Source organism: Gluconobacter sp. P5H9_a (assembly GCF_018812085.1).
Lineage (GTDB): Bacteria > Pseudomonadota > Alphaproteobacteria > Acetobacterales > Acetobacteraceae > Gluconobacter.
Genome location: NZ_JACRVW010000004.1, coordinates 240,693 through 259,659 on the forward strand (window position 1 = coordinate 240,693; position 18,967 = coordinate 259,659).

Sequence of the window (18,967 nt, forward strand, 5' to 3'; positions counted from 1 at the left end):
GAACTGCAAGGGGGCGTCTGAAAAGCTGCAATCTGGTGAATTCTCATTCCCGCATGCAGGAAAGGTCTCGATAGCCAGTGCGAGGTCCGTTAAGAGGGCTGAACGGTATAATGATCACACGTCTTGTTAAGGGATGTCTGGAACTGACTGATCTGGTGTTACAGGCGAGCGGGATCGCCAAGTCTTTTGATGGCAATGAAATTCTTCGTGGTCTGTCACTTGATGTTGAACGTGGCGAGCTGATCTCGATTATCGGACCGTCAGGGTGTGGCAAGTCCACGTTCCTGCGGTGCCTCAATTTTCTGGAGCATCCTGACGCCGGAACTGTCCGTATTGAAGATGTGACACTCGCCTGCACTGGCAAAAGCTGGACGCGCGCCAATGAGGCACAGGCCCATCGTTTGCGGGCGCATGTCGGCATGGTCTTTCAGGCCTTCAATCTTTTCCCTCATAGAACCGTCATTGATAACGTCATGATGGCGCCGATGCGCGTGAAAGGTGTCTCACGGGATGAGGCGCAGGCGACTGCCTGTACGCTTTTGGAAAAAGTGGGCCTGGCGGGTGTTAAAGACCGCTACCCGGACAGTCTTTCGGGCGGCCAGAAGCAGCGCGCGGCAATTGCCCGTGCGCTCGCCATGAAGCCATCTGTCATGTTGTACGACGAGCCGACATCCGCACTCGACCCGGAACTTTCAGAAGAAGTTCTGTCGGTGATGCGGGATCTGGATGATGATGGGATGACGCAGCTTGTCGTAACGCATGACATGCGCTTTGCCCGTGCCGCCTCGGATCGCGTGCTGTATGTGGAGGCTGGTGAGATCGTTGAAAGCGGTGACCCAGACCTGATGTTCGCCAACCCGAAAGAGGGGCGCACACGGCGCTTCCTGCGGACGCTCCTGTGATGAACAAGTTTTTTGCGTGTTTTCTGGCGCTGGCTTTCGTGCTGGCACCCTCCGTTCATGCCGTAGCGGCTGACGCGACTGTCGCATCCGCGCCTGACGCTCTGGTCGTGCCGGGGGCTCGGGATAACACCGATTTGCCCTGGGCCTCGGATGGTGAGGCCAATGTGCCTTACGTGTTTCATGATCCCGAGCATGAATCCCGGATGACTGGGTTCGAATACGATCTCGTCAATGCCATCGCGGAGAAAATGCACCGCAAGGCGCGTTTCATTCAGAATGACTGGGATGGCCTGATTCCCGGCCTGTCGCGTGACCTTTACAGCATGGTTGCAGACGGCATTGAAATGACGCCGGAGCATAAAGCGGCGGTCCTGTTCTCCCGTCCTTACTATGTGACAAGCGAGCGGATCATTCTTCGCAAGGAAGAAACGGGTCTCGACACGCTGGAGGCTCTCAAAGGGCATAAGATTGGCACGATCAAGGACACTACAGCCGAGCGAATGCTGCGCCGGCAGGGTGGCTCTACGATCCGGTCTTATGAAGAAGAGACAAATGCCTTTTCAGATCTGCGGAACGGAAGACTGGACGCGATCCTGCTGGATGCGCCCATCGCCCTGTATTACGGCAGCATATCCGATGACATGAAGCTGGTGGGCGAACCGATCGGCAGCATGGAATATGGCATCGCGTTTGCGCCTGGTAGCCGCGCGTTGCGGGATCAGGTGGATGCCGCCCTCGGAGATCTTATCAAGGACGGGACACTTCACCAGATTCTGGCACGCTGGAACCTGTGGACTCCGTTAATGGAGAATTACACGGGGGACCATACCCATCCGGCTATTGCCCCGGTGGAATGGGACCGGTATCGGGCCGCCATGGCCAGCACGACCGGTGGGAACTGGAAAGTTCTGGTTCACCGGTATGTCGGGTTCCTGCCTCTGATCGGCCAAGCTGCCTTGATGACGCTAGCCGTTTCAGCGCTCGCTATGGTGATTGCGGTCGCTCTGGGCCTGCTTCTTGCGTTGGCGCGGCATTATGGTGGGACGGTCCCTCGGCTTGTGGCGGGGCTATATGTTGAAATTGTCCGCGGCACACCGCTGCTGATTCAGGTTCTTTTCATTTTCTATGGGCTGCCAGCCTTTGGCATCCGGTTGTCTCCCTTCATGGCAGGCGTGTTGTCACTGGGTCTCAATTACGCCGCCTATGAAGCCGAGAATTACCGTGCGGGTTTGTTGTCTGTCCCCCGCGGCCAGATGGAAGCCGCTATCGCCCTGAACATGACGCACTGGCAGGCGCTTCGTCTGGTCGTGGTCCCGCAGGCATTCCGTACGGTTGTGCCGGTCATGACCAATGACTTTATTTCGTTGCTCAAAGACAGCTCGCTGGTGTCCGTCATCACCTTGACGGAACTCAGTCAGACCTATGTCCGTCTGTCATCTACCTATTACGATTATTTCGGAACAGGGCTGATGGTCGGTGCGGCTTATCTTCTGCTTGGGCTACCGTTCGTGAGATTGGCCCGTATGGCAGAACGGCGCATGGGCCGCGGTATGGGCGGCAATATCGGTCACCACTGACTAGGAGGCATGGAAGACGCCTCGTTCTATGAATTAAAAAAAGCTGCCTCTCTGTTGGAGGCAGCCTTTTTTTGTCAGGACGCTTTGGGCGCTGACGGATCACTCGTGATGGATGGTGTAAGCGTATTCGGGTCAAGCGTCCCGTCAAACCCTTGCCGCAGAACGTCCGCCCATTTCAGCATCCACCGATCTAGATCCGTGATGAAGCGCGAGGAGCCCGGATTGGAATGAACTGTGCCCTTGCCCCAGATGTTGATGGGCGCCAGGAGTTGGCGGGACCCATGCTCAATCGGGGCAATAAGCGTCTCAACAGTCTCGACCTGAACGCCCTGCGTGCCCTGAAGGGCAGCGTGATACCACCCAACATTGATCATGAGGGGTGGAATGGGAAAGCCGAGTGTTGCCATGCGGTTGAAGGCGGCTGTGATGAACGGGTCCGGGCTGACTGTATTGTTCGCCAGAACTGCGTTCCCCATATAGGTACATTCTTCCGATGCGCCCGGCTTTCCACTGATACGTGATGCATAGTTGCGATCATCATGGCACGGCGTTTCCAGCCCATCCGTCACTTCCTGTGGAAGAGTCTGCTGGCTGGCGCGGACAACAATCACGGCCGAGACAACGCCACTATCCGTACGCGCCAGAACCTGCTGGGAAATTTCTCCGTGAGGGCCGCTACGGGCTGTCAGGATGGTGTGCCAGTCTCCGGTCGGGAGCGGAACAGTGCGCCCGGCAATCTTCAGGCTGTGCCGGAGGGTGATGCCTGGATCGGGAACACCGACCTGATCCACGCCACCATTGGGGGCATTGCCGCCGGCGGCGTTTTGAGCGCCGCTCGCGCCTGCTGCAGACGCTGGGCTTGCACCAGGAGCATGTCCCGGGAGCCAGGGCATGGCTTTCTTCAAAGCGGGGGTCGGGAAAAACGACGCCATCCCGATCCCGCCGACCATCATGATAAGGCTTGTGCGCCAAAGAGGCGCACGGCGCCAGAGTCGTCCAAATGCTGTCATGGATCAGTGGCTCAGGCGGCCGAGTTGCGCTTCGGTATCCTTGGAAATTTCCGCGACAACGCCCTCATCTCCTGCCGTCAGGCGAACCGTCTTGGCGCCCTGCTGACGGGCGATAATCAGACTTTCGCTCACCATATCTTCAATGGACCGCACCAGATCACGAGCGCTGGCGCCGGTGCCCAGGTTCTTCTGCTTGACCATGACCTGGAAGAGCAGGGCCGGATCAATACCGCCCGTTTCAACGTGCAGGCCATAGCTTTCGATCATAGCTTCAATTTCCAGAGCGGCCACACGGGCCAGATCCAGACCGCGGAGAGCGCGGAATACAAAGATCCTGTCGAGGCGGTTCAGAACCTCAGGAGCGAAGCCTGCCCGCTTGAGGGCTTCCACCGACTCCGCACGCATTTTGTCAGGTTCATTTTCCAGGCGGTCCGCAATCTCTGTCAGTGCGTCTGTTGCGATGTTGGACGTCAGCATGAAGATGGCGCGGGTAGTGGAGACCTGTTCGCCTGTAGATGCTTCCGTAACGTGACCATCGTTCCATGCAGTGAGAAACTTCTTGAACACGTCCGGGTGGGCTTTTTCAATTTCATCCAGTAGCACGACGGCATCTGGCTGATCCTTGAGACCGCCGGTCAGCTTGCCGAAAGTGTCTGAACCGACATAGCCCTTCGGGGAGCCGAAGAGCTGTGTGGCTGCATGGGGGCTGGACATCTGCGTCATATCGAAATGGAGCAGGGGGCGCTCCATCTGTCGGGCAATCTGCTTGGCCAGATAGGTTTTTCCAGTCCCTGGAGGCCCTGCCAGCAGAAAAATACCCACGGGCTTGCCGCGAACCTGAAGAGCGAGGCGGCGGCGGAGCTGCTGGGCAATGTCTTCGCAGACACGGTCCTGCCCGATGACGCGGGCCCGAAGAGATGCGGCAAGCTCCTCCGCATCGATGACGGTTTCGCGCTGTTCGCGGGCCATGAGTTCTTCAAGCGCACCACGATTGGTCAGCCGGCTGAGAACATCCATGATCAGACCTTTCCTCCGGCGCAGTCCACGACGCGCCAGTTTTTCTGCAGAAGTTTCGTATCCCAGACCCATGACGGTCAGGAGGGCGCCGATCCCCGCAAGGGGGAGATAGGCAGGGCGTGCCCAGTTCAGAGCTCTCCAGAAACCATCCAGAGACAGGTGTAGCATGACGGCCACCTGAATGACCGCCAGAATCAGGAAGGCCGCCATCATAACTGGCATGGCCCGGTTGAGCATGGGAACGAGGGACTTGAACACCGGGGTGGCCTTTACTGAACAATCACGCCAAGCACGATACGCTGACTCAGCGCAGTCAGGCTTGGCAGGGCTTCGGGGCCGAGGGCGGTCATGGCACCAATGGTAAGAGCGGGTGCGTGCGGCATTGTGACAGGATCAATCGTAACCTGTGCGGCTTCGGCAATCGGCAGAATGAGCCGCTGGAATTTTCCTGTCAAAACAACGCGCTGGGTCAATCCGGATACTGTGACATCAACGGTCTGTCCTGTCACGCCTGCCGCATCCAGAACCGGCATTTCCACAAGGCGCATATCGCCACGCTGCACAGCCGCTAAAATCTGGCTCCGCTGTTGGGCATTGAAGCTGGTGGCAGCAAGCGCTTTAGGGGCATTCTGTGCGGAGAGCATGGAAAGCTGAACAGCCGCCTGAAGCGCCGGTGCCGTGCCAACGGCAGCATTGTCTGGCGGAGGAGCGGGAACTGCCGCCTTGGGCGTTGTGGCATGAGTATAAAAAAATGCCCCGGCCCCAATGGTGACCACGGCCAGAAGACTACCTCCCGCCCAGAGAGGTCGGCTCCGGGGAGCATCCTGCTGCGGAAGGAGATGCGGTTTAGGCTCGGGTTCGGCTGTCATCAGGGCCTCATCTCACCCTGACTAACCGTTCAAGGCAAGCATTCTCCGCACTGATAAATGTAAACAAATCTTTCGATATGCTTATGGGGCTGTATCCCTGTCGTTCTACTTGCATTGCGAGGGTGGAGGGCCTAGATAGAGGTCATTCCATTCATCTTCCGCTTCTTTTCGGGGGGTGGCCCTGACGGGCCGCCTTTTTTGTCTTGTCTCAACAGAACACATCTTCCGGTCTCGAACTGCCTCATCTGACGGGCCTTGAAGCCCGCATTGCGGAGCGGATCGTGCCGACGCTGGCGGACCTGGGCTACGAGCTCGTCCGTCTTTCCGTTCTCGGGCGCGACACCCCGACCATTCAGATCATGGCGGACCGTGCAAACGGCTCCCTGATCTCCGTGGAGGACTGCGAGCAGATCAGTCACGCCGTCGGTGCCATCCTTGACGTGGATGACCCGATTCCAGGCGCATGGATGCTCGAAGTATCATCAGCTGGAATCGACCGCCCTTTGACCCGTGCAAAGGACTGGGAGCGATTCGCCGGACATCTGGCCAAGGCTGAGCTTGATGTTCCGCTCAATGGCCGTCGTCGTTTCTCTGGAACGGTGATGGGCACGCGGGATGGCAAGGGCGTGATTCGTCTGGACGACGGGACTGAAGCGGAGCTGCCATTGGCAGAAGTTCGCAAGGCCCGTCTGATCCTGACGGATGCCCTGATTGAGGCAAGTGCTGCCCTTTCGGGTATCACACCTGAAGCGGAGAGTGACGGCGAGACGCCTCGCGTTCCGAAACTGAATCCGAAGAAGCCGGGGAAGAAGAAACAATGACCCGTCTCATGCTGGCTGGAGGTCCGATCTGATGGACACATCTGTTATCCGCCCTGAACTGCTGCTGGTCGCAGATGCAGTCTCGCGCGAGAAGAACATCGACCGCGAAGAAGTGCTGGAAGCGATGGAGCAGGCCATTCAGAAGGCTGGCCGCGCCAAGTATGGTCACGAGAAGGACATTCGCGCGACCATCGATCGCAAGACGGGCGAAGTTCGTCTCAGCCGCTGGACGGAGGCTGTCGAGCAGGTGGAGAATGAGGACACGCAGATCCCCATTCACATTGCTCGTAAGTTCCAGCCGGAAATTCAGATTGGCGAACATCTCGTTGATCCACTGCCGCCGATCGACTTTGGTCGTATTGCAGCGCAGACGGCCAAGCAGGTTATTGTGCAGCGCGTGCGTGAATATGAACGCAAGCGCCAGTTCAATGAATTCAAGGATCGCGTAGGCGAGATCGTCAACGGTACCGTCAAGCGGACCGAGTACGGCAACATGATGGTTGAAATCGGCAATGCCGAAGGCCTTCTGCGTCGTGATGAACTGATCCCTCGCGAGTCTTTCCGAAATTCGGACCGTATTCGCGCGTATATCTATGATGTACGTGACGAGCCGCGCGGCCCGCAGATCTTCCTGTCACGAACGCATCCGGCATTCCTTGCCAAGCTGTTCGCACAGGAAGTACCGGAAATTTACGACGGTATCATCGAGATCAAGGCTGTTGCCCGTGATCCGGGGTCCCGCGCCAAGATGGCTGTCATTTCCCGTGACGCGGCGATTGATCCGGTCGGTGCGTGCGTTGGTATGCGTGGCTCGCGTGTTCAGGCCGTTGTGGCTGAGTTGCAGGGCGAGAAGATCGACATCATTCCCTGGAGCCCGCAGGCTGCAACATTCGTTGTGAATGCGCTGGCACCTGCGGAAGTCACCAAGGTGGTGATGGACGAGGAAGCAGGGCGTGTTGAGGTCGTGGTGCCGGATGAGCAGCTTTCGCTCGCGATCGGTCGCCGCGGACAGAACGTGCGTCTGGCCAGCCAGTTGACCCGCTGGGACATCGATATTCTGACGGAGGCCGAGGAATCGGAGCGTCGTCAGGAAGAGTTCCGCAAGCGGACTGGCCTCTTCGTTGACTCGCTGGATGTGGACGATGTGATTGCCAGCCTTCTGGTTACAGAGGGCTTCCACTCCATCGAAGAACTGGCTTATACGGAGCCGGGCGAACTGCATGACATCGAAGGCTTCGATGAGAGTGTTGCTGAAGAGCTGATGCTGCGTGCAAACGAGTATCTGGCTGGCAAGGAACACGAGCTGGACGACAAGCGCAAAGAGCTTGGCGTGACGGACGATGTTGTCGATCTCGGTGTCTTCACGAACCAGATGCTGGTGACGCTTGGTGAGAAGGGTGTGAAAACGCTCGACGATCTGGCGGATCTGGCAGGTGATGAACTCGTGGACATTCTTGGCGCAGACGCCATGGATGAAGATGCCGCGAATGAAGTCATCATGGCAGCCCGTGCCCACTGGTTTGAGGGTGACGAATCGGCTGAAGCCGAAAAGAAGGACGGGGAGTCGACCGACGTCTGATATTTCTGATACTGATAATGGTCCCATTCGCGGTGCTTTAGGGCGCCGCGGTTCAGAGCGCCGCTGCCTCGTGACCCGAGAGCAGAGGCCGCCTGAAAGCATGATCCGTTTCGTGGTCAGCCCGGATAATCGGGTTGTGCCAGATCTGGCCGCAAAGCTGCCAGGTCGGGGAATGTGGTTGAGTGCCAGCCGGGATGTGTTAGATAGCCCCCGCACCCGACAGGCTTTTGCACGTGCTGCAAAGGCCCAGGTGTCTGTACCGGACTGTCTGGCGGATCTCGTCGAGGCGGCACTGGGACAGAGGATGTTGGACGCTGTCAGTCTGGCCCGAAGAGCGGGACAGGTTGTCTGCGGGTTTCAGAAATGCCGGGAGTGGCTCATTTCCGGTAGGGCAGGGGTGGTGATCCGTTCCGAAGGTGCAAGCCTGGACGAGTTCTCCAGACTGGTGTCGGGCCGGCGATCTCTGCCGGTGGTGACAGTTCCCGATCGCGTCCTGGCTTCGGCGTTCGGCCGGGACCGGGCGGTCTATGCGGTGATGGCGCCGGGTGCGCTGGCACAGCGCCTGATCGCCGAACATGAGAGATTTTCGGGAGTGGCAGGACGTTCACTCCCAGACCCCAAAGGGGTCAGTAAGGAACAGGCGGAACTATGAGCGACGGCAACGAGCGCAACCAGGACGGAACACAGACCCCATCACAGGGCGGCGAACAGAACAAGACTGGCCGCCTGTCCCTACGCCCCGCAGGACGTCAGGAGGTCGGTCGTACAGTCGACGCTGGCTCCGTGCGTCAAAGCTTCAGCCACGGCCGTTCAAAGGTCGTGCAGGTTGAAGTTCGCAAGCCCAAGCGCGCAGCTTCCGGCCCGGGTGGCTCGGCTGCTGGCGGTGCACGTGGTGGTCGTGGTGCTGGTGCTGGCGGTCGCGCCCTGACGGCTGCGGAGCTTGCAACGCGTCAGCGCGTTCTGGAAGCACAGCGTAAAGCTGCGGTTGAAGAGGCTGCACGCCGCGAAGCCGAAAAGATCCAGATCATGTCGGCTGCAGAAGCAGCCCGCCGTGCCGAGGAGGAACAGCGTCTTGCCGCAGAGGCGAGAGAGGCTGAAGAAGCTGCACGCATCGAGCGTGATCGTCAGGCGATCAAAACCGCAGAAGACGCGCGCATCTTCGCTGAAGAAGAAGCCCAGCGCGCTGCGCGTCAGGCAGAACGTGAAGCTGAAGAAGCCCAGCGTGCTGCTCCGCTTGACCCGCGTACGCATTCAACGGGTGGCGTGCAGCTAGCAGCCCCCGTGCAGCGTCTGCGTCCTCTTGCAGAGCGCGCAATTATGCCGGAGCGTCCGGTTCAGACCGCACGTCCTGCGGCTGCAGCTCCTGCACAGCCCCGTGGTGGTGAGACGCTTCATCTGCGTTCTCCGGCCGCAGCCGCGGCGGGTGGCGAAGAAGAGCGTCGTGCTCCTGCTCGCCGCAGTGGTGGTGCACCCAGTGGTCCGGCTCAGCGTCGTTCCACCCAGCCTTCTCCTCGCAAGAGCCCGGGCGGCAATGACCGTCGTAGCGGTCGCATCGATGTGCGTGCAGCGATTGAAGGCGATGACGGCAAAACCCGTTCGCTGGCTTCAGTTCGCCGTCAGCGCGATCGTGAGCGTCGCCAGGCTGAGCTTGAACGTCTTCGTTCTGATCAGGTGCGCGTTGTGCGTGACGTAATTGTTCCGGAAACCATCACGGTCGCTGAGCTGGCCAACCGTATGGCGTCCCGTCAGGGTGATGTCATCAAGTCGCTCATGAAAATGGGCGTCATGGCGACGGCAACCCAGAGCATCGACGGCGATACTGCTGAGCTGATCGTCGAAGAGTTCGGCCATCGTGTGAAGCGCGTTGCTGAAAGCGATGTGGAAATCGGCATCAAGGGCGTTGAAGATCGCCCAGAAGATCTGGCGCCGCGTGCTCCGGTCGTGACCGTTATGGGTCATGTCGATCACGGTAAGACGTCTCTTCTCGATGCACTCCGCTCTGCTGATGTGGCTGGCGCAGAAGCCGGCGGTATCACGCAGCACATCGGTGCGTATCAGGTCACGGCACCTTCCGGGAAGAAGATCACCTTCATCGATACACCGGGCCATGAGGCATTTACGTCCATGCGTGCTCGTGGTGCATCCGTGACGGACGTGGTCGTTCTGGTGGTTGCGGCCGATGACGGTGTCATGCCGCAGACGATCGAAGCCATTAAGCATGCCAAGGCTTCGAATGCCCCGATCATTGTCGCCATCAACAAGATGGACAAACCAGGCGCCAACCCAACCCGTGTCCGTCAGGAACTTCTGAGCCATGAAATCGTGGTCGAAGATATGGGCGGTGATACGCAGGATGTCGAAGTCTCGGCACTGAAGCGTACGGGTCTGGACAAGCTGGAAGAGGCTATTCTGCTTCAGGCTGAAATGCTTGATCTGAGAGCTAACCCGGATCGTATGGCCGAAGGTACGGTGATCGAAAGCCGCCTTGATCGCGGGCGTGGCCCAGTGGCTTCCGTTCTTGTTCAGAAGGGCACACTGCGTCGCGGCGATATTGTTGTCGCTGGTGCGGAGTGGGGACGTGTTCGTGCGGTTCTCGATGATCGTGGCCGTCAGCTCAAGGACGCTGGCCCATCCATGCCTGTCGAGATTCTCGGCATCGCGGGTGTTCCGGGTGCAGGTGAGCCGTTCGTTGTTGTTGAAAACGACGTCCGCGCTCGTGAGATCAGCGAATTCCGTCAGCGTACCATCAAGGAAAAGCAGGCTGCGACGCAGGTTGCTGCCCGTGGCACACTCGACCAGATGCTGGCTCGTATTCAGGCCGGTGATCAGAAGGAAGTTGCCCTTCTTATCAAGGCGGACGTTCAGGGCTCTGCGGAAGCAATCTCCACGACAGTCCAGAAACTGGCTCATGAGGAAGTTGCAATTCGCGTCCTGAACGCCAGTGTCGGTCAGATCACGGAAAGCGATATCCAGTTCGCCAAGGCTTCTGATGCCATCATCGTGGCGTTCAACGTTCGTGCGACGACGCAGGCTCGTGAACTGGCGCAGCGTGAAGGTGTGGATATCCGCTACTACTCCATCATCTACCAGGTGGCGGACGACGTAGAGCAGCTCGTGAAGGGCAAGGTTGCGCCCAAGCATCGCGAGAAATTCCTCGGCTATGCGGAGATCCGTCAGGTCTTCAACATCACGAAGACTGGCAAGGTCGCTGGTTGCTACGTCACCGAAGGCCTCGTCAAGCGTGGCTGTGGTGTGCGTCTGCTGCGTGAGAACGTGGTCATCCATCAGGGTGAACTCAGCCAGCTCAAGCGCTTCAAGGACGATGTCAAGGAAGTGGCTCGTGGGTATGAGTGCGGTCTTTCCTTCGCAGGTTACAATGATCTGCGCGAAGGCGATGTCGTCGAGTGCTACGAGATGGAAGTGATCCCGGCTTGAGCTCACGTTCCAGAAATGACCTGAAAGGCCCGGCAGGCGTTGTTGCCCAAGGGCCAAGCACGCGCCAGCTTCGGGTGGCAGAAGAGGTTCGCCGGACTCTGGCGGACATCTTCGCCCGCACGGAGTTTCGTGATCCTGACCTGCTGGATGTTCGCATCACGGTTACGGAAGTTCGGGTTTCCCCGGACTTTGGTCACGCGACAGTGTTTGTGACCCGACTGGGCCGAAGCGATGTGGAAGAAGTTCTTCCTGCTTTAAAGCGGGTTTCTCCCTTCCTTCGCTCCGGGTTGGCCAAGGTGCTTCGACTGCGAAGTGTTCCGGAAATTCATTTCCAGCCAGATACGGCGCTGGATAATGCGATGGAACTGGATCAGCTCTTTCGTTCACCGGAAGTTAGCCGAGATCTGGAAGACTGATTTTGCACAACACCTCTGGCCTTCGGGTCAGGGGTGTTTTTGCATTTACAGGTCAGACTGGTCTATCAGCGCCCGATCATGAGTGAGGGATGCTGGACCAGTGGCAAGAAAACGCGGACGCGAGATTGACGGATGGCTGATTCTCGACAAGCCGCTTGGCCCAACGTCTACGGACATGGTCAATAAACTGCGTTGGGAATTTGACGCGAAAAAAGCGGGCCATGGCGGCACGCTTGACCCCTTGGCCTCGGGCGTCCTGCCGATCGCATTTGGCAAGGCCACGCGAACAATCCCCTATATTATGGATGCGACAAAGCGTTACCGCTTTACCCTTTCTTTGGGGGAAAGCCGCACAACCGATGATCGCGAGGGAGAAGTTCTTGCGACGTCGGTTCATCGTCCAACAGATGATGATCTACGCGCCTGTCTTCCCGCTTTGACGGGCGATGTGATGCAGATTCCCCCCGTGTTCTCTGCGCTGAGAGTTGGTGGAAAGCGTGCTTACGATCTTGCGCGTGCCGGCCGTCCACCGGAGCTTCCGCCCCGTCCGGCACGGATAGATTCGATCACACTGGTAGAACGACCGGATGTGGATACTGCAGTTTTTGAAGTGCAGTCCGGCAAGGGCGTTTATATGCGGTCTCTGGCGAGAGACATCGCTCTTGCGTGCGGAACAGTGGGGCATATTTCTGTCCTGCGTCGAACGAAATGCGGGCCGTTTGATCTGTCTCATGCCATGACGATTGACGAGATAGCACTGGACAAATCGACTCAAACTGTGGACAACGCCGATGCTCTTCCGGCTCCTCTGCTGGATGTAGCGACCGCGCTGGTCGACATCCCGGCGCTGGCCGTTACCGAAGCGGAGGGAAGAATATTGATCTGGGGCCAGTCTCTTGACCCCTCGGATCTCACAAATTCTCTGCCGGCCGTGTCACAGGAGGGAGACCATCTGTGGCGTGCGATGATCGGAGAGCACGTGATTGGCCTGTGTCAGATCCGCGATGGACGGCTCAGGGCAGCACGGATGCTGGAAAACCACGAGTTTTTTGGAGAACACGATGTCGATTACTGCAGAACGCCGCACGGCTCTGATCGCTGAATACCGCCAGAACGAGACCGATACGGGATCGCCGGAAGTTCAGGTTGCTATCCTGACCGAGCGGATTGTTAACCTGACCGAGCACCTGAAGACCCACAAGAAGGACTTCCACTCCCGTCGTGGTCTTCTGATGATGGTCGGTCAGCGTCGTAGCATGCTGGACTATCTGAAGCGCAAGGATCAGGCTCGTTACCAGAGCGTGATCGAGCGTCTCGGCCTGCGTCGCTGATACGTCGTCCGGGGGCTTGCCCCCGGACACCCCTGCCATTGGTCTTTCCGGGGGTGGGGTGCGCGACCGGCGTTTCAGGCCACATGGTGTCGTTGCGGGAATTGTCCCGCTACCACCGCCATGCCGTCCGAAACGCTGCTCCGTCACCTGCCGGATGTCCAGATGATGGCTCGTTCCTAATCTAGGAGAACGATATGTTCGATTATTTCCGCAAGGAAATCGAGTGGGCCGGACGCCCGCTTATTCTTGAAACCGGCAAGATTGCCCGTCAGGCTGACGGCGCTGTCATGATCACCTATGGTGACACGGTCGTTCTGTGTACGGCTGTTGGTGCCAAGAGCGTCAAGCCGGGACAGGACTTCTTCCCGCTTACGGTCAACTATCAGGAAAAGGCTTACGCCGCAGGCAAGATCCCAGGCGGGTTCTTCAAGCGCGAAGGTCGTCCGTCTGAAGCGGAAGTGCTGAATGCACGTCTGATCGATCGTCCGCTCCGTCCGCTGTTCCCGGAGAACTTCCGCAACGAAGTTCAGGTTACAGCTACGGTTCTGAGCCATGACATGGAAAACGATCCGGCGATCGTGTCCCTGATCGGTTGCTCTGCTGCCCTGACGCTGTCTGGTATTCCTTTCTTCGGTCCGGTTGCTGCTGCCCGCATTGGTCGCATCGATGGCAAGCTCGTCGTGAACCCGACGCTGTCCGAAGTTAAGGACAGCACGCTGGATCTCGTTGTGGCCGGTACGTCTGAAGGCGTGCTGATGGTTGAGTCCGAAGCTAGCGAGCTTTCGGAAGAGACCATGCTGGAAGCCGTGACCCTGGGTCACACGTCCTTCCAGCCTGTGATTGAAGCCATCATCGCTCTGGCCGAACACGCAGCCAAGGCGCCGTGGGATCTGCCGTCGCTGACGAAGGAAGAAATTGCCCTTCGCAAGCGCGTCGAGAAGGTCGGCAACAAGCTGATGGCCGATGCCTACAAGGAGCGTGTCAAGCAGGCACGCTACAAGAAGGTTGCTGAAGCCAAGGACCGTATCAACGAGATCCTTGCTGAAGAAGGTCTTGACGTTGAGCTGGCCAAGCCGATGCTCAAGGAGCTGGAAGCCCAGGTTGTTCGTGGCTCCATCCTCAAGACCGGCATCCGTATTGATGGCCGCGACCTGAAGACGGTTCGTCCGATCCTTGCAGAAGTTGGCATCCTGCCGCGTGCGCACGGTTCCTCGCTCTTCACCCGTGGTGAAACGCAGGCTCTGGTCGTTGCAACGCTTGGCACGGGCCAGGACGAGCAGATCATTGATGCGCTCGAAGGCGAATACCGCTCGAACTTCCTGCTGCACTACAACTTCCCTCCGTATTCGGTCGGTGAGTGTGGTCGTATGGGTTCCCCAGGTCGTCGTGAAATCGGTCACGGCAAGCTGGCATGGCGTGCGCTGCACCCGCTGCTGCCGTCCAAGGAGCAGTTCCCGTACACGATGCGTGTCGTCTCCGAGATCACGGAGAGCAACGGCTCCTCATCCATGGCAACCGTCTGCGGTTCGTCTCTGGCGCTGATGGATGCTGGTGTTCCGCTGCCGCGTCCGGTTGCTGGTATCGCTATGGGTCTGATCAAGGAAGATCGTGGCTACGCTGTGCTGTCCGATATCCTGGGTGATGAAGATCATCTTGGTGACATGGACTTCAAGGTGGCCGGTACGGCAGACGGTGTGACCGCTCTGCAGATGGACATCAAGATCACGTCCATCACGCCGGAAATCATGAAAATTGCTCTTGAGCAGGCTCGTGAAGGGCGGATCCATATCCTTGGCGAAATGTCCAAGGCTCTGACGGAAGGTCGTGACGACGTCTCCGGCAATGCGCCGAAGATTACGACGATGTCCGTGCCGAAGGAAAAGATCCGCGATGTGATCGGTTCCGGTGGCAAGGTCATCCGCGAGATCGTCGAGTATTCCGGTGCCAAGGTTGACATCGGGGATGACGGCACGATCACGATCGCTGCTTCCAATGACGAACAGGCCCAGAAGGCTATTGCTCGCATTGAAGGCATCGTGGCTGAGCCGGAAATCGGCCGTATCTACGACGGTAAGGTTGTAAAGACGGCCGACTTCGGTGCGTTCGTGAACTTCCTTGGCCCGCGTGATGGTCTGGTGCACATCTCCGAGCTGACGCAGGGCCGTGTTGCCAAGACGTCCGACGTGGTCCAGCAGGGCGATGCCGTGAAGGTCAAGGTCATCGGTTTTGATGACCGCGGCAAAGTGAAGCTGTCCATGCGGGTTGTCGATCAGGAAACTGGTGCCGATATCACGGAGAGCGTGGGGGCCAAGGCTGGCCGTCCGCCCCGTCGCGACGCCGAGTGAGTGTTGGGGCGGGGCTCATAAGGCCCCGCCTTTTTTATCTGAGTATCGGAGACATCGAGTCCCCATGAAGTCGATCGACACCCTTCGTTTTGGTGGTCAGGATGTTCTGCCTCTGGTCGAGGGGGGCAAAGGTGTTTCTGTCTCCACCGGTACTTCGGCAGGCCATTGGGCCGCTGCCGGCGGAATTGGAACAATTTCTGCCGTCAACGCTGACAGCTATGACGAACAGGGTCGTCCTGTTCCCCAGATCTATCACGGTCGTACGCGCCGTGAGCGGCAGCGCGAACTGATCCGCTATGCTATTGATGGCGGCATTGCACAGGCAAAGATCGCCCGTGAGATCGCTGGTGGTAAAGGACGCCTTCACGCCAATATCCTGTGGGAAATGGGCGGCGCTGAAGAAATTATCGAGGGTATCCTCGAAGGCGCTCCAGGCATCATCAACGGCCTGACCTGTGGGGCAGGCATGCCATATCGTCTGTCTGACATCGCGATCAAACACGGTATTCCCTATTACCCGATCGTGTCATCCGGACGTGCCTTCAATGCGCTCTGGCGCCGTGCGTACAGCAAGGCACCGGAACTGCTGGGTGGCGTGGTGTATGAAGATCCGTGGCGCGCAGGTGGCCATAATGGTCTTTCCAACACGGAAAATCCGTTACAGCCGGAAGATCCGTTCCCGCGTGTGCTCGAGCTTCGTCGGGTTCTGCGTCAGTATGGTCTGGATGAAACGCCCATCATTATGGCGGGTGGTGTCTGGGCCCTTGAAGAATGGCAGGACTGGATTGGTAACCCGGATCTTGGGCCAATCGCTTTCCAGTTCGGAACGCGTCCGCTGCTGACAAAGGAAAGCCCGATTCCGGAGGCTTGGAAGCGCCGTCTTCTGACGCTGAAGAAGGGGGATGTTTATCTGAACCGCTTCTCTCCGACCGGCTTCTATTCCTCTGCTGTCAACAATAGCTTCATGCATGACCTGCGAGGCCGCTCGGAGCGTCAGGTTGCGTACAGTCCGGAAGCTACGGCAGAACTGGATGCAGCTTACGGCGTAGGTGCACGTAAGCGCGAAGTGTTTGTGTCCTCAACCGACCGTCAGCATATTGCAGGTTGGGAGGCAGCGGGCTTCACCGAGGCGCTCCGTACGCCTGATGACACGCTAGTTTTTGTCACCCCTGACAGTGCCCGTGAAATCCTGGCTGACCAGACGAACTGCATGGGCTGTCTGTCTGCCTGTAAGTTCTCCAACTGGATGCAGCGCCAGCCCTACACGAATGGTCAGAAGGCTGATCCGCGGTCTTTCTGCATTCAGAAGACGCTTCAGACGATTGCTCATGCTCCGAATGACGAGCATGCGGACGATGTGGTTGATCACAACCTGATGTTTGGTGGCACGAATGCCTGGCGCTTCGGAACTGATCCTTTCTATGCGAATGGATTTGTTCCTACAGTTGGTCAGCTCGTGGAGCGTATTCTGACAGGACGATAACATGACGGTGCGTGATCCACTGGCGCGACAGGCTTCATTGAACCGCACCCGTCATCTGACTTTCCTGTCACAGTTTCTGGCCCGTCATTCCGTTCCCCTCAGCCCGGAGCAACTTGCTCCTGCTGAGGGTGTCCGGGCGGCCCTTGCAACAGTTGTTGCCCTTCTTCCTGCTCTTTATTTTCATCAGGCTGTTTTTGCCTGGGCTGCTTTTGCAGCATTCTGGTGCTGTCTGATTGAACCCGGTGGCACACCGCGTGAGCAGTTGCGCATCCTCGGCATCTTTACGGTTGCGGGTGCGGTACTGGGTGGTGTGACGTCCCTGATTGCGACATTCCCGTATTGGGGGGTCATTCCCTGGTTGATCGTGACGGGCCTGTTCGCGGGGCTGGCGCGTGCCTTAGTTCCCAGCATGGCGCTCCTGTGTGCGTTGCTGGGCTGCGTCATGCTCGCCGGGATCGGGTTCCCGGCACATTCCTTCAACGACGCCCTGACGATTGCGCTCGCCTTTGGTGGCGGTGGCACATGGGCGATCGTGCTGTGCCTGATCCTGTGGCCTCAGCATCCCTATGCACCTGCACGGCGGGCTGTTGGGGGCTGCTATCAGCTTCTTGCCGTGATGGCTGGAGAATTGGCCGCAGGTCGTCTTCAGGAGACGGTTCATCGTCAGACGATCCGCACGGCCATTGAGCGGGCGAGAGGTGTTGCCCTTCAGATTGATGCAGGCCATGCCAGTTACAGTATGCGTGGTCGCCTGATTGCCTCTCTTGCCGGTGCAGAGCGTCTTTTCACGGCGATGCTGGCTGTTGAGCATCTTGTTGAAACGCGTGGGCTGGATTTTGAAGCGCGTGGAACACTCGCAGCATTTTCGGCACTTTGCCAGCATGCCAGTGAGGCCGCTCTGTCTCCCAGCCCGGATCTGAAACGCCTTTCCCGAGAGGCTTTGGGTCTGGCGGATAGTATTCGTGTGCGCTCCGGCACGATCGGAGAACTGGTGGCAACCAGCGCACGGACGCTTGGCACGCTTGCTGATGGTCTGGCCGAGAAAGCGAGACTCCCTTTCGATGCCGACGCTCCCAAGCACGTCGCCCGGCTGACGCCTGTGATCTGGCGTCATGCCCTCCGCATGGTTGTTGGCCTCCTGGGGACTTATCTGGCGACGCAGTGGTTGGGCCTGAGTTACGGCTTCTGGGCTCTCGTGGCCGTACTTCTTGTTATCCAGCCCTCGGGCCAGACAACCCTGGTGCGGGCTCTAGAGCGCGTTCTGGGAACAATCGGCGGGGGTGTTCTGGCACTTCTGGCAACGCCGTTCTTGCCGGGGCCGACTGAAATGATGGTCGCGCTTGCGCTGTTCGTGATTGGCGCGATTGCGATGCGTGCGGTCAACTATACGCTTCTGGTTCTGTTCCTGAGCGCACATTTCATTATCGTCACGGAAATGACGATGCCGTCTGATGGTGTCGCGTGGCTTCGTATTCTGGATAATACGCTTGGTAGCCTGATTGGCCTTGGCTGCGCTTTTGCACTCTTTCCCCAGCGGCAGACGCAGGACATGGATGGTCTGTTGCGGGCCGCGATTGTTGGGAATATCCGCTATCTGTCGGCCGTGCTGAATGGCAATGATACGGTTTCCACGGATCGGACGCAGCGTCAGGCGGGGATTGATACCACGCGGGCTGAATTTGCCCGTGGCTCGCTTCCGCTTCTTGGTGGGCTTTCTGGTGTGGGGCCAGGGGCGGAGCGCATGCATGCCTTGTTACGCGCGCTAAGAAGCCTGAGCGGAGAAGTCACGCTGCTTCGGTTTGATATGGCTGCCGGGTTATGTGCGCCTGACCCTCAGACCGGCCAGTTCTGGAAGGAGAAGGCCGAAGCTCTTGAAGCAAGAGAGCCACTCGCGGAAATTGCGGGTCAGCTTGAAAGCGGTGAGATCATGTCGAGCATTGCGGCGCTGAAGCGTTCTGATCGACCCGTTGCCAGTGAAGAAGATCAGGGACCGGTTCTCTCCGGCCCCTGAGCAGGGTGTCAGTGGCGTCCACCACCACCGGGGCCACCGTGACCGCCACCACCATGTCCGCCCCCTCCAGGGCCACCTCCGCCTCCCGGACCGCCGCCATGGAAGCCCCCACCACCAGGGCGTCCTCCGCCACCATGGAAGCCTCCTCCCGGCCGACCGCCACCTCCAGGT

The 18,967-nt window shown here is 58.6% G+C and carries 15 protein-coding genes; 12 read left to right on the plus strand and 3 right to left on the minus strand.

Going from position 1 to position 18,967, the window contains the following annotated elements:
- Nucleotides 1-110: 110 nt before the first annotated feature.
- Together KP708_RS06565 and KP708_RS06570 are read left to right on the plus strand one after the other, a co-directional pair.
- Entirely contained in the window at nucleotides 111-902 is a 792-nt protein-coding gene (locus tag KP708_RS06565) for an amino acid ABC transporter ATP-binding protein (protein ID WP_244974517.1), read from the plus strand.
- Complete coding sequence (locus tag KP708_RS06570) at nucleotides 902-2,479, plus strand: ABC transporter substrate-binding protein/permease (protein ID WP_215749140.1); 1,578 nt, start codon at nucleotides 902-904, stop codon at nucleotides 2,477-2,479. Before KP708_RS06565 ends, KP708_RS06570 begins: the two co-directional genes overlap by 1 nt.
- 74 nt (nucleotides 2,480-2,553) lie before the next feature.
- Here KP708_RS06570 and KP708_RS06575 read toward each other — a convergent pair whose 3' ends face one another.
- Genes KP708_RS06575 through KP708_RS06585 form a run of 3 tightly spaced genes read right to left on the minus strand, consistent with a single transcriptional unit; the run spans nucleotide 2,554 to nucleotide 5,375 of the window.
- On the minus strand, nucleotides 2,554-3,489 hold the full coding sequence (locus KP708_RS06575; RefSeq protein WP_215749138.1) for a hypothetical protein: 936 nt from the start codon (nucleotides 3,487-3,489) through the stop codon (nucleotides 2,554-2,556).
- Nucleotides 3,490-3,492: 3 nt separating this feature from the next.
- Nucleotides 3,493-4,743 carry an AAA family ATPase gene (locus KP708_RS06580; protein WP_211496058.1) on the minus strand — a complete coding sequence of 417 codons (1,251 nt, stop codon included), beginning with the start codon at nucleotides 4,741-4,743 and terminating at the stop codon, nucleotides 3,493-3,495.
- A gap of 32 nt (nucleotides 4,744-4,775) precedes the next feature.
- Nucleotides 4,776-5,375: a hypothetical protein gene (locus KP708_RS06585; protein ID WP_086634017.1), complete on the minus strand. Its 600-nt coding sequence runs from the start codon at nucleotides 5,373-5,375 to the stop codon at nucleotides 4,776-4,778.
- 203 nt (nucleotides 5,376-5,578) lie between these two features.
- On the opposite strand from KP708_RS06585, the gene rimP reads away from it, so the two are divergent.
- The 10 genes from rimP (at nucleotide 5,579) to KP708_RS06635 (ending at nucleotide 18,796) form a co-directional block, all read left to right on the plus strand.
- A complete protein-coding gene (gene rimP / locus KP708_RS06590) occupies nucleotides 5,579-6,196 on the plus strand; it encodes a ribosome maturation factor RimP (protein ID WP_046900031.1) in 618 nt (205 codons plus the stop codon).
- Nucleotides 6,197-6,227: 31 nt separating this feature from the next.
- On the plus strand, nucleotides 6,228-7,775 hold the full coding sequence (gene nusA, locus KP708_RS06595) for a transcription termination factor NusA (protein ID WP_046900030.1): 1,548 nt from the start codon (nucleotides 6,228-6,230) through the stop codon (nucleotides 7,773-7,775).
- Complete coding sequence (locus KP708_RS06600; RefSeq protein WP_371823798.1) at nucleotides 7,723-8,427, plus strand: RNA-binding protein; 705 nt, start codon at nucleotides 7,723-7,725, stop codon at nucleotides 8,425-8,427. Before nusA ends, KP708_RS06600 begins: the two co-directional genes overlap by 53 nt.
- Nucleotides 8,424-11,210 carry a translation initiation factor IF-2 gene (gene infB, locus KP708_RS06605; protein ID WP_215749136.1) on the plus strand — a complete coding sequence of 929 codons (2,787 nt, stop codon included), beginning with the start codon at nucleotides 8,424-8,426 and terminating at the stop codon, nucleotides 11,208-11,210. Before KP708_RS06600 ends, infB begins: the two co-directional genes overlap by 4 nt.
- Nucleotides 11,207-11,626: a 30S ribosome-binding factor RbfA gene (gene rbfA / locus KP708_RS06610; protein ID WP_046900027.1), complete on the plus strand. Its 420-nt coding sequence runs from the start codon at nucleotides 11,207-11,209 to the stop codon at nucleotides 11,624-11,626. The genes infB and rbfA overlap by 4 nt, the downstream gene beginning before the upstream one ends.
- Nucleotides 11,627-11,726: 100 nt before the next feature.
- Complete coding sequence (truB, locus tag KP708_RS06615) at nucleotides 11,727-12,728, plus strand: tRNA pseudouridine(55) synthase TruB (protein ID WP_215749135.1); 1,002 nt, start codon at nucleotides 11,727-11,729, stop codon at nucleotides 12,726-12,728.
- A complete protein-coding gene (rpsO, locus tag KP708_RS06620; protein ID WP_007283842.1) occupies nucleotides 12,688-12,957 on the plus strand; it encodes a 30S ribosomal protein S15 in 270 nt (89 codons plus the stop codon). The genes truB and rpsO overlap by 41 nt, the downstream gene beginning before the upstream one ends.
- A gap of 194 nt (nucleotides 12,958-13,151) precedes the next feature.
- Nucleotides 13,152-15,302 (plus strand): polyribonucleotide nucleotidyltransferase, encoded by a 2,151-nt coding sequence (gene pnp, locus KP708_RS06625; RefSeq protein ID WP_215749133.1) that lies wholly within the window; start codon nucleotides 13,152-13,154, stop codon nucleotides 15,300-15,302.
- A gap of 64 nt (nucleotides 15,303-15,366) precedes the next feature.
- The gene (locus KP708_RS06630) at nucleotides 15,367-16,785 is read left to right on the plus strand and encodes a nitronate monooxygenase family protein (protein WP_215749131.1); all 1,419 of its coding nucleotides are present in this window, start codon (nucleotides 15,367-15,369) and stop codon (nucleotides 16,783-16,785) included.
- 1 nt (nucleotide 16,786) lies between these two features.
- The gene (locus KP708_RS06635; RefSeq protein WP_215749129.1) at nucleotides 16,787-18,796 is read left to right on the plus strand and encodes an FUSC family protein; all 2,010 of its coding nucleotides are present in this window, start codon (nucleotides 16,787-16,789) and stop codon (nucleotides 18,794-18,796) included.
- The last annotated feature ends 171 nt before the right edge of the window (nucleotides 18,797-18,967 follow it).

Coding starts and splice junctions, on each gene's coding strand:
- KP708_RS06570 (WP_215749140.1), top strand. CDS start 902: ATGAACAAGTTTTTTGCGTGTTTTCTGGCGCTGGCTTTCGTGCTGGCA.
- KP708_RS06630 (WP_215749131.1), top strand. CDS start 15,367: ATGAAGTCGATCGACACCCTTCGTTTTGGTGGTCAGGATGTTCTGCCT.
- infB (WP_215749136.1), top strand. CDS start 8,424: ATGAGCGACGGCAACGAGCGCAACCAGGACGGAACACAGACCCCATCA.
- KP708_RS06565 (WP_244974517.1), top strand. CDS start 111: ATGATCACACGTCTTGTTAAGGGATGTCTGGAACTGACTGATCTGGTG.
- rpsO (WP_007283842.1), top strand. CDS start 12,688: ATGTCGATTACTGCAGAACGCCGCACGGCTCTGATCGCTGAATACCGC.
- nusA (WP_046900030.1), top strand. CDS start 6,228: ATGGACACATCTGTTATCCGCCCTGAACTGCTGCTGGTCGCAGATGCA.
- KP708_RS06575 (WP_215749138.1), bottom strand. CDS start 3,489: ATGACAGCATTTGGACGACTCTGGCGCCGTGCGCCTCTTTGGCGCACA.
- pnp (WP_215749133.1), top strand. CDS start 13,152: ATGTTCGATTATTTCCGCAAGGAAATCGAGTGGGCCGGACGCCCGCTT.
- KP708_RS06585 (WP_086634017.1), bottom strand. CDS start 5,375: ATGACAGCCGAACCCGAGCCTAAACCGCATCTCCTTCCGCAGCAGGAT.
- KP708_RS06580 (WP_211496058.1), bottom strand. CDS start 4,743: ATGCTCAACCGGGCCATGCCAGTTATGATGGCGGCCTTCCTGATTCTG.
- KP708_RS06635 (WP_215749129.1), top strand. CDS start 16,787: ATGACGGTGCGTGATCCACTGGCGCGACAGGCTTCATTGAACCGCACC.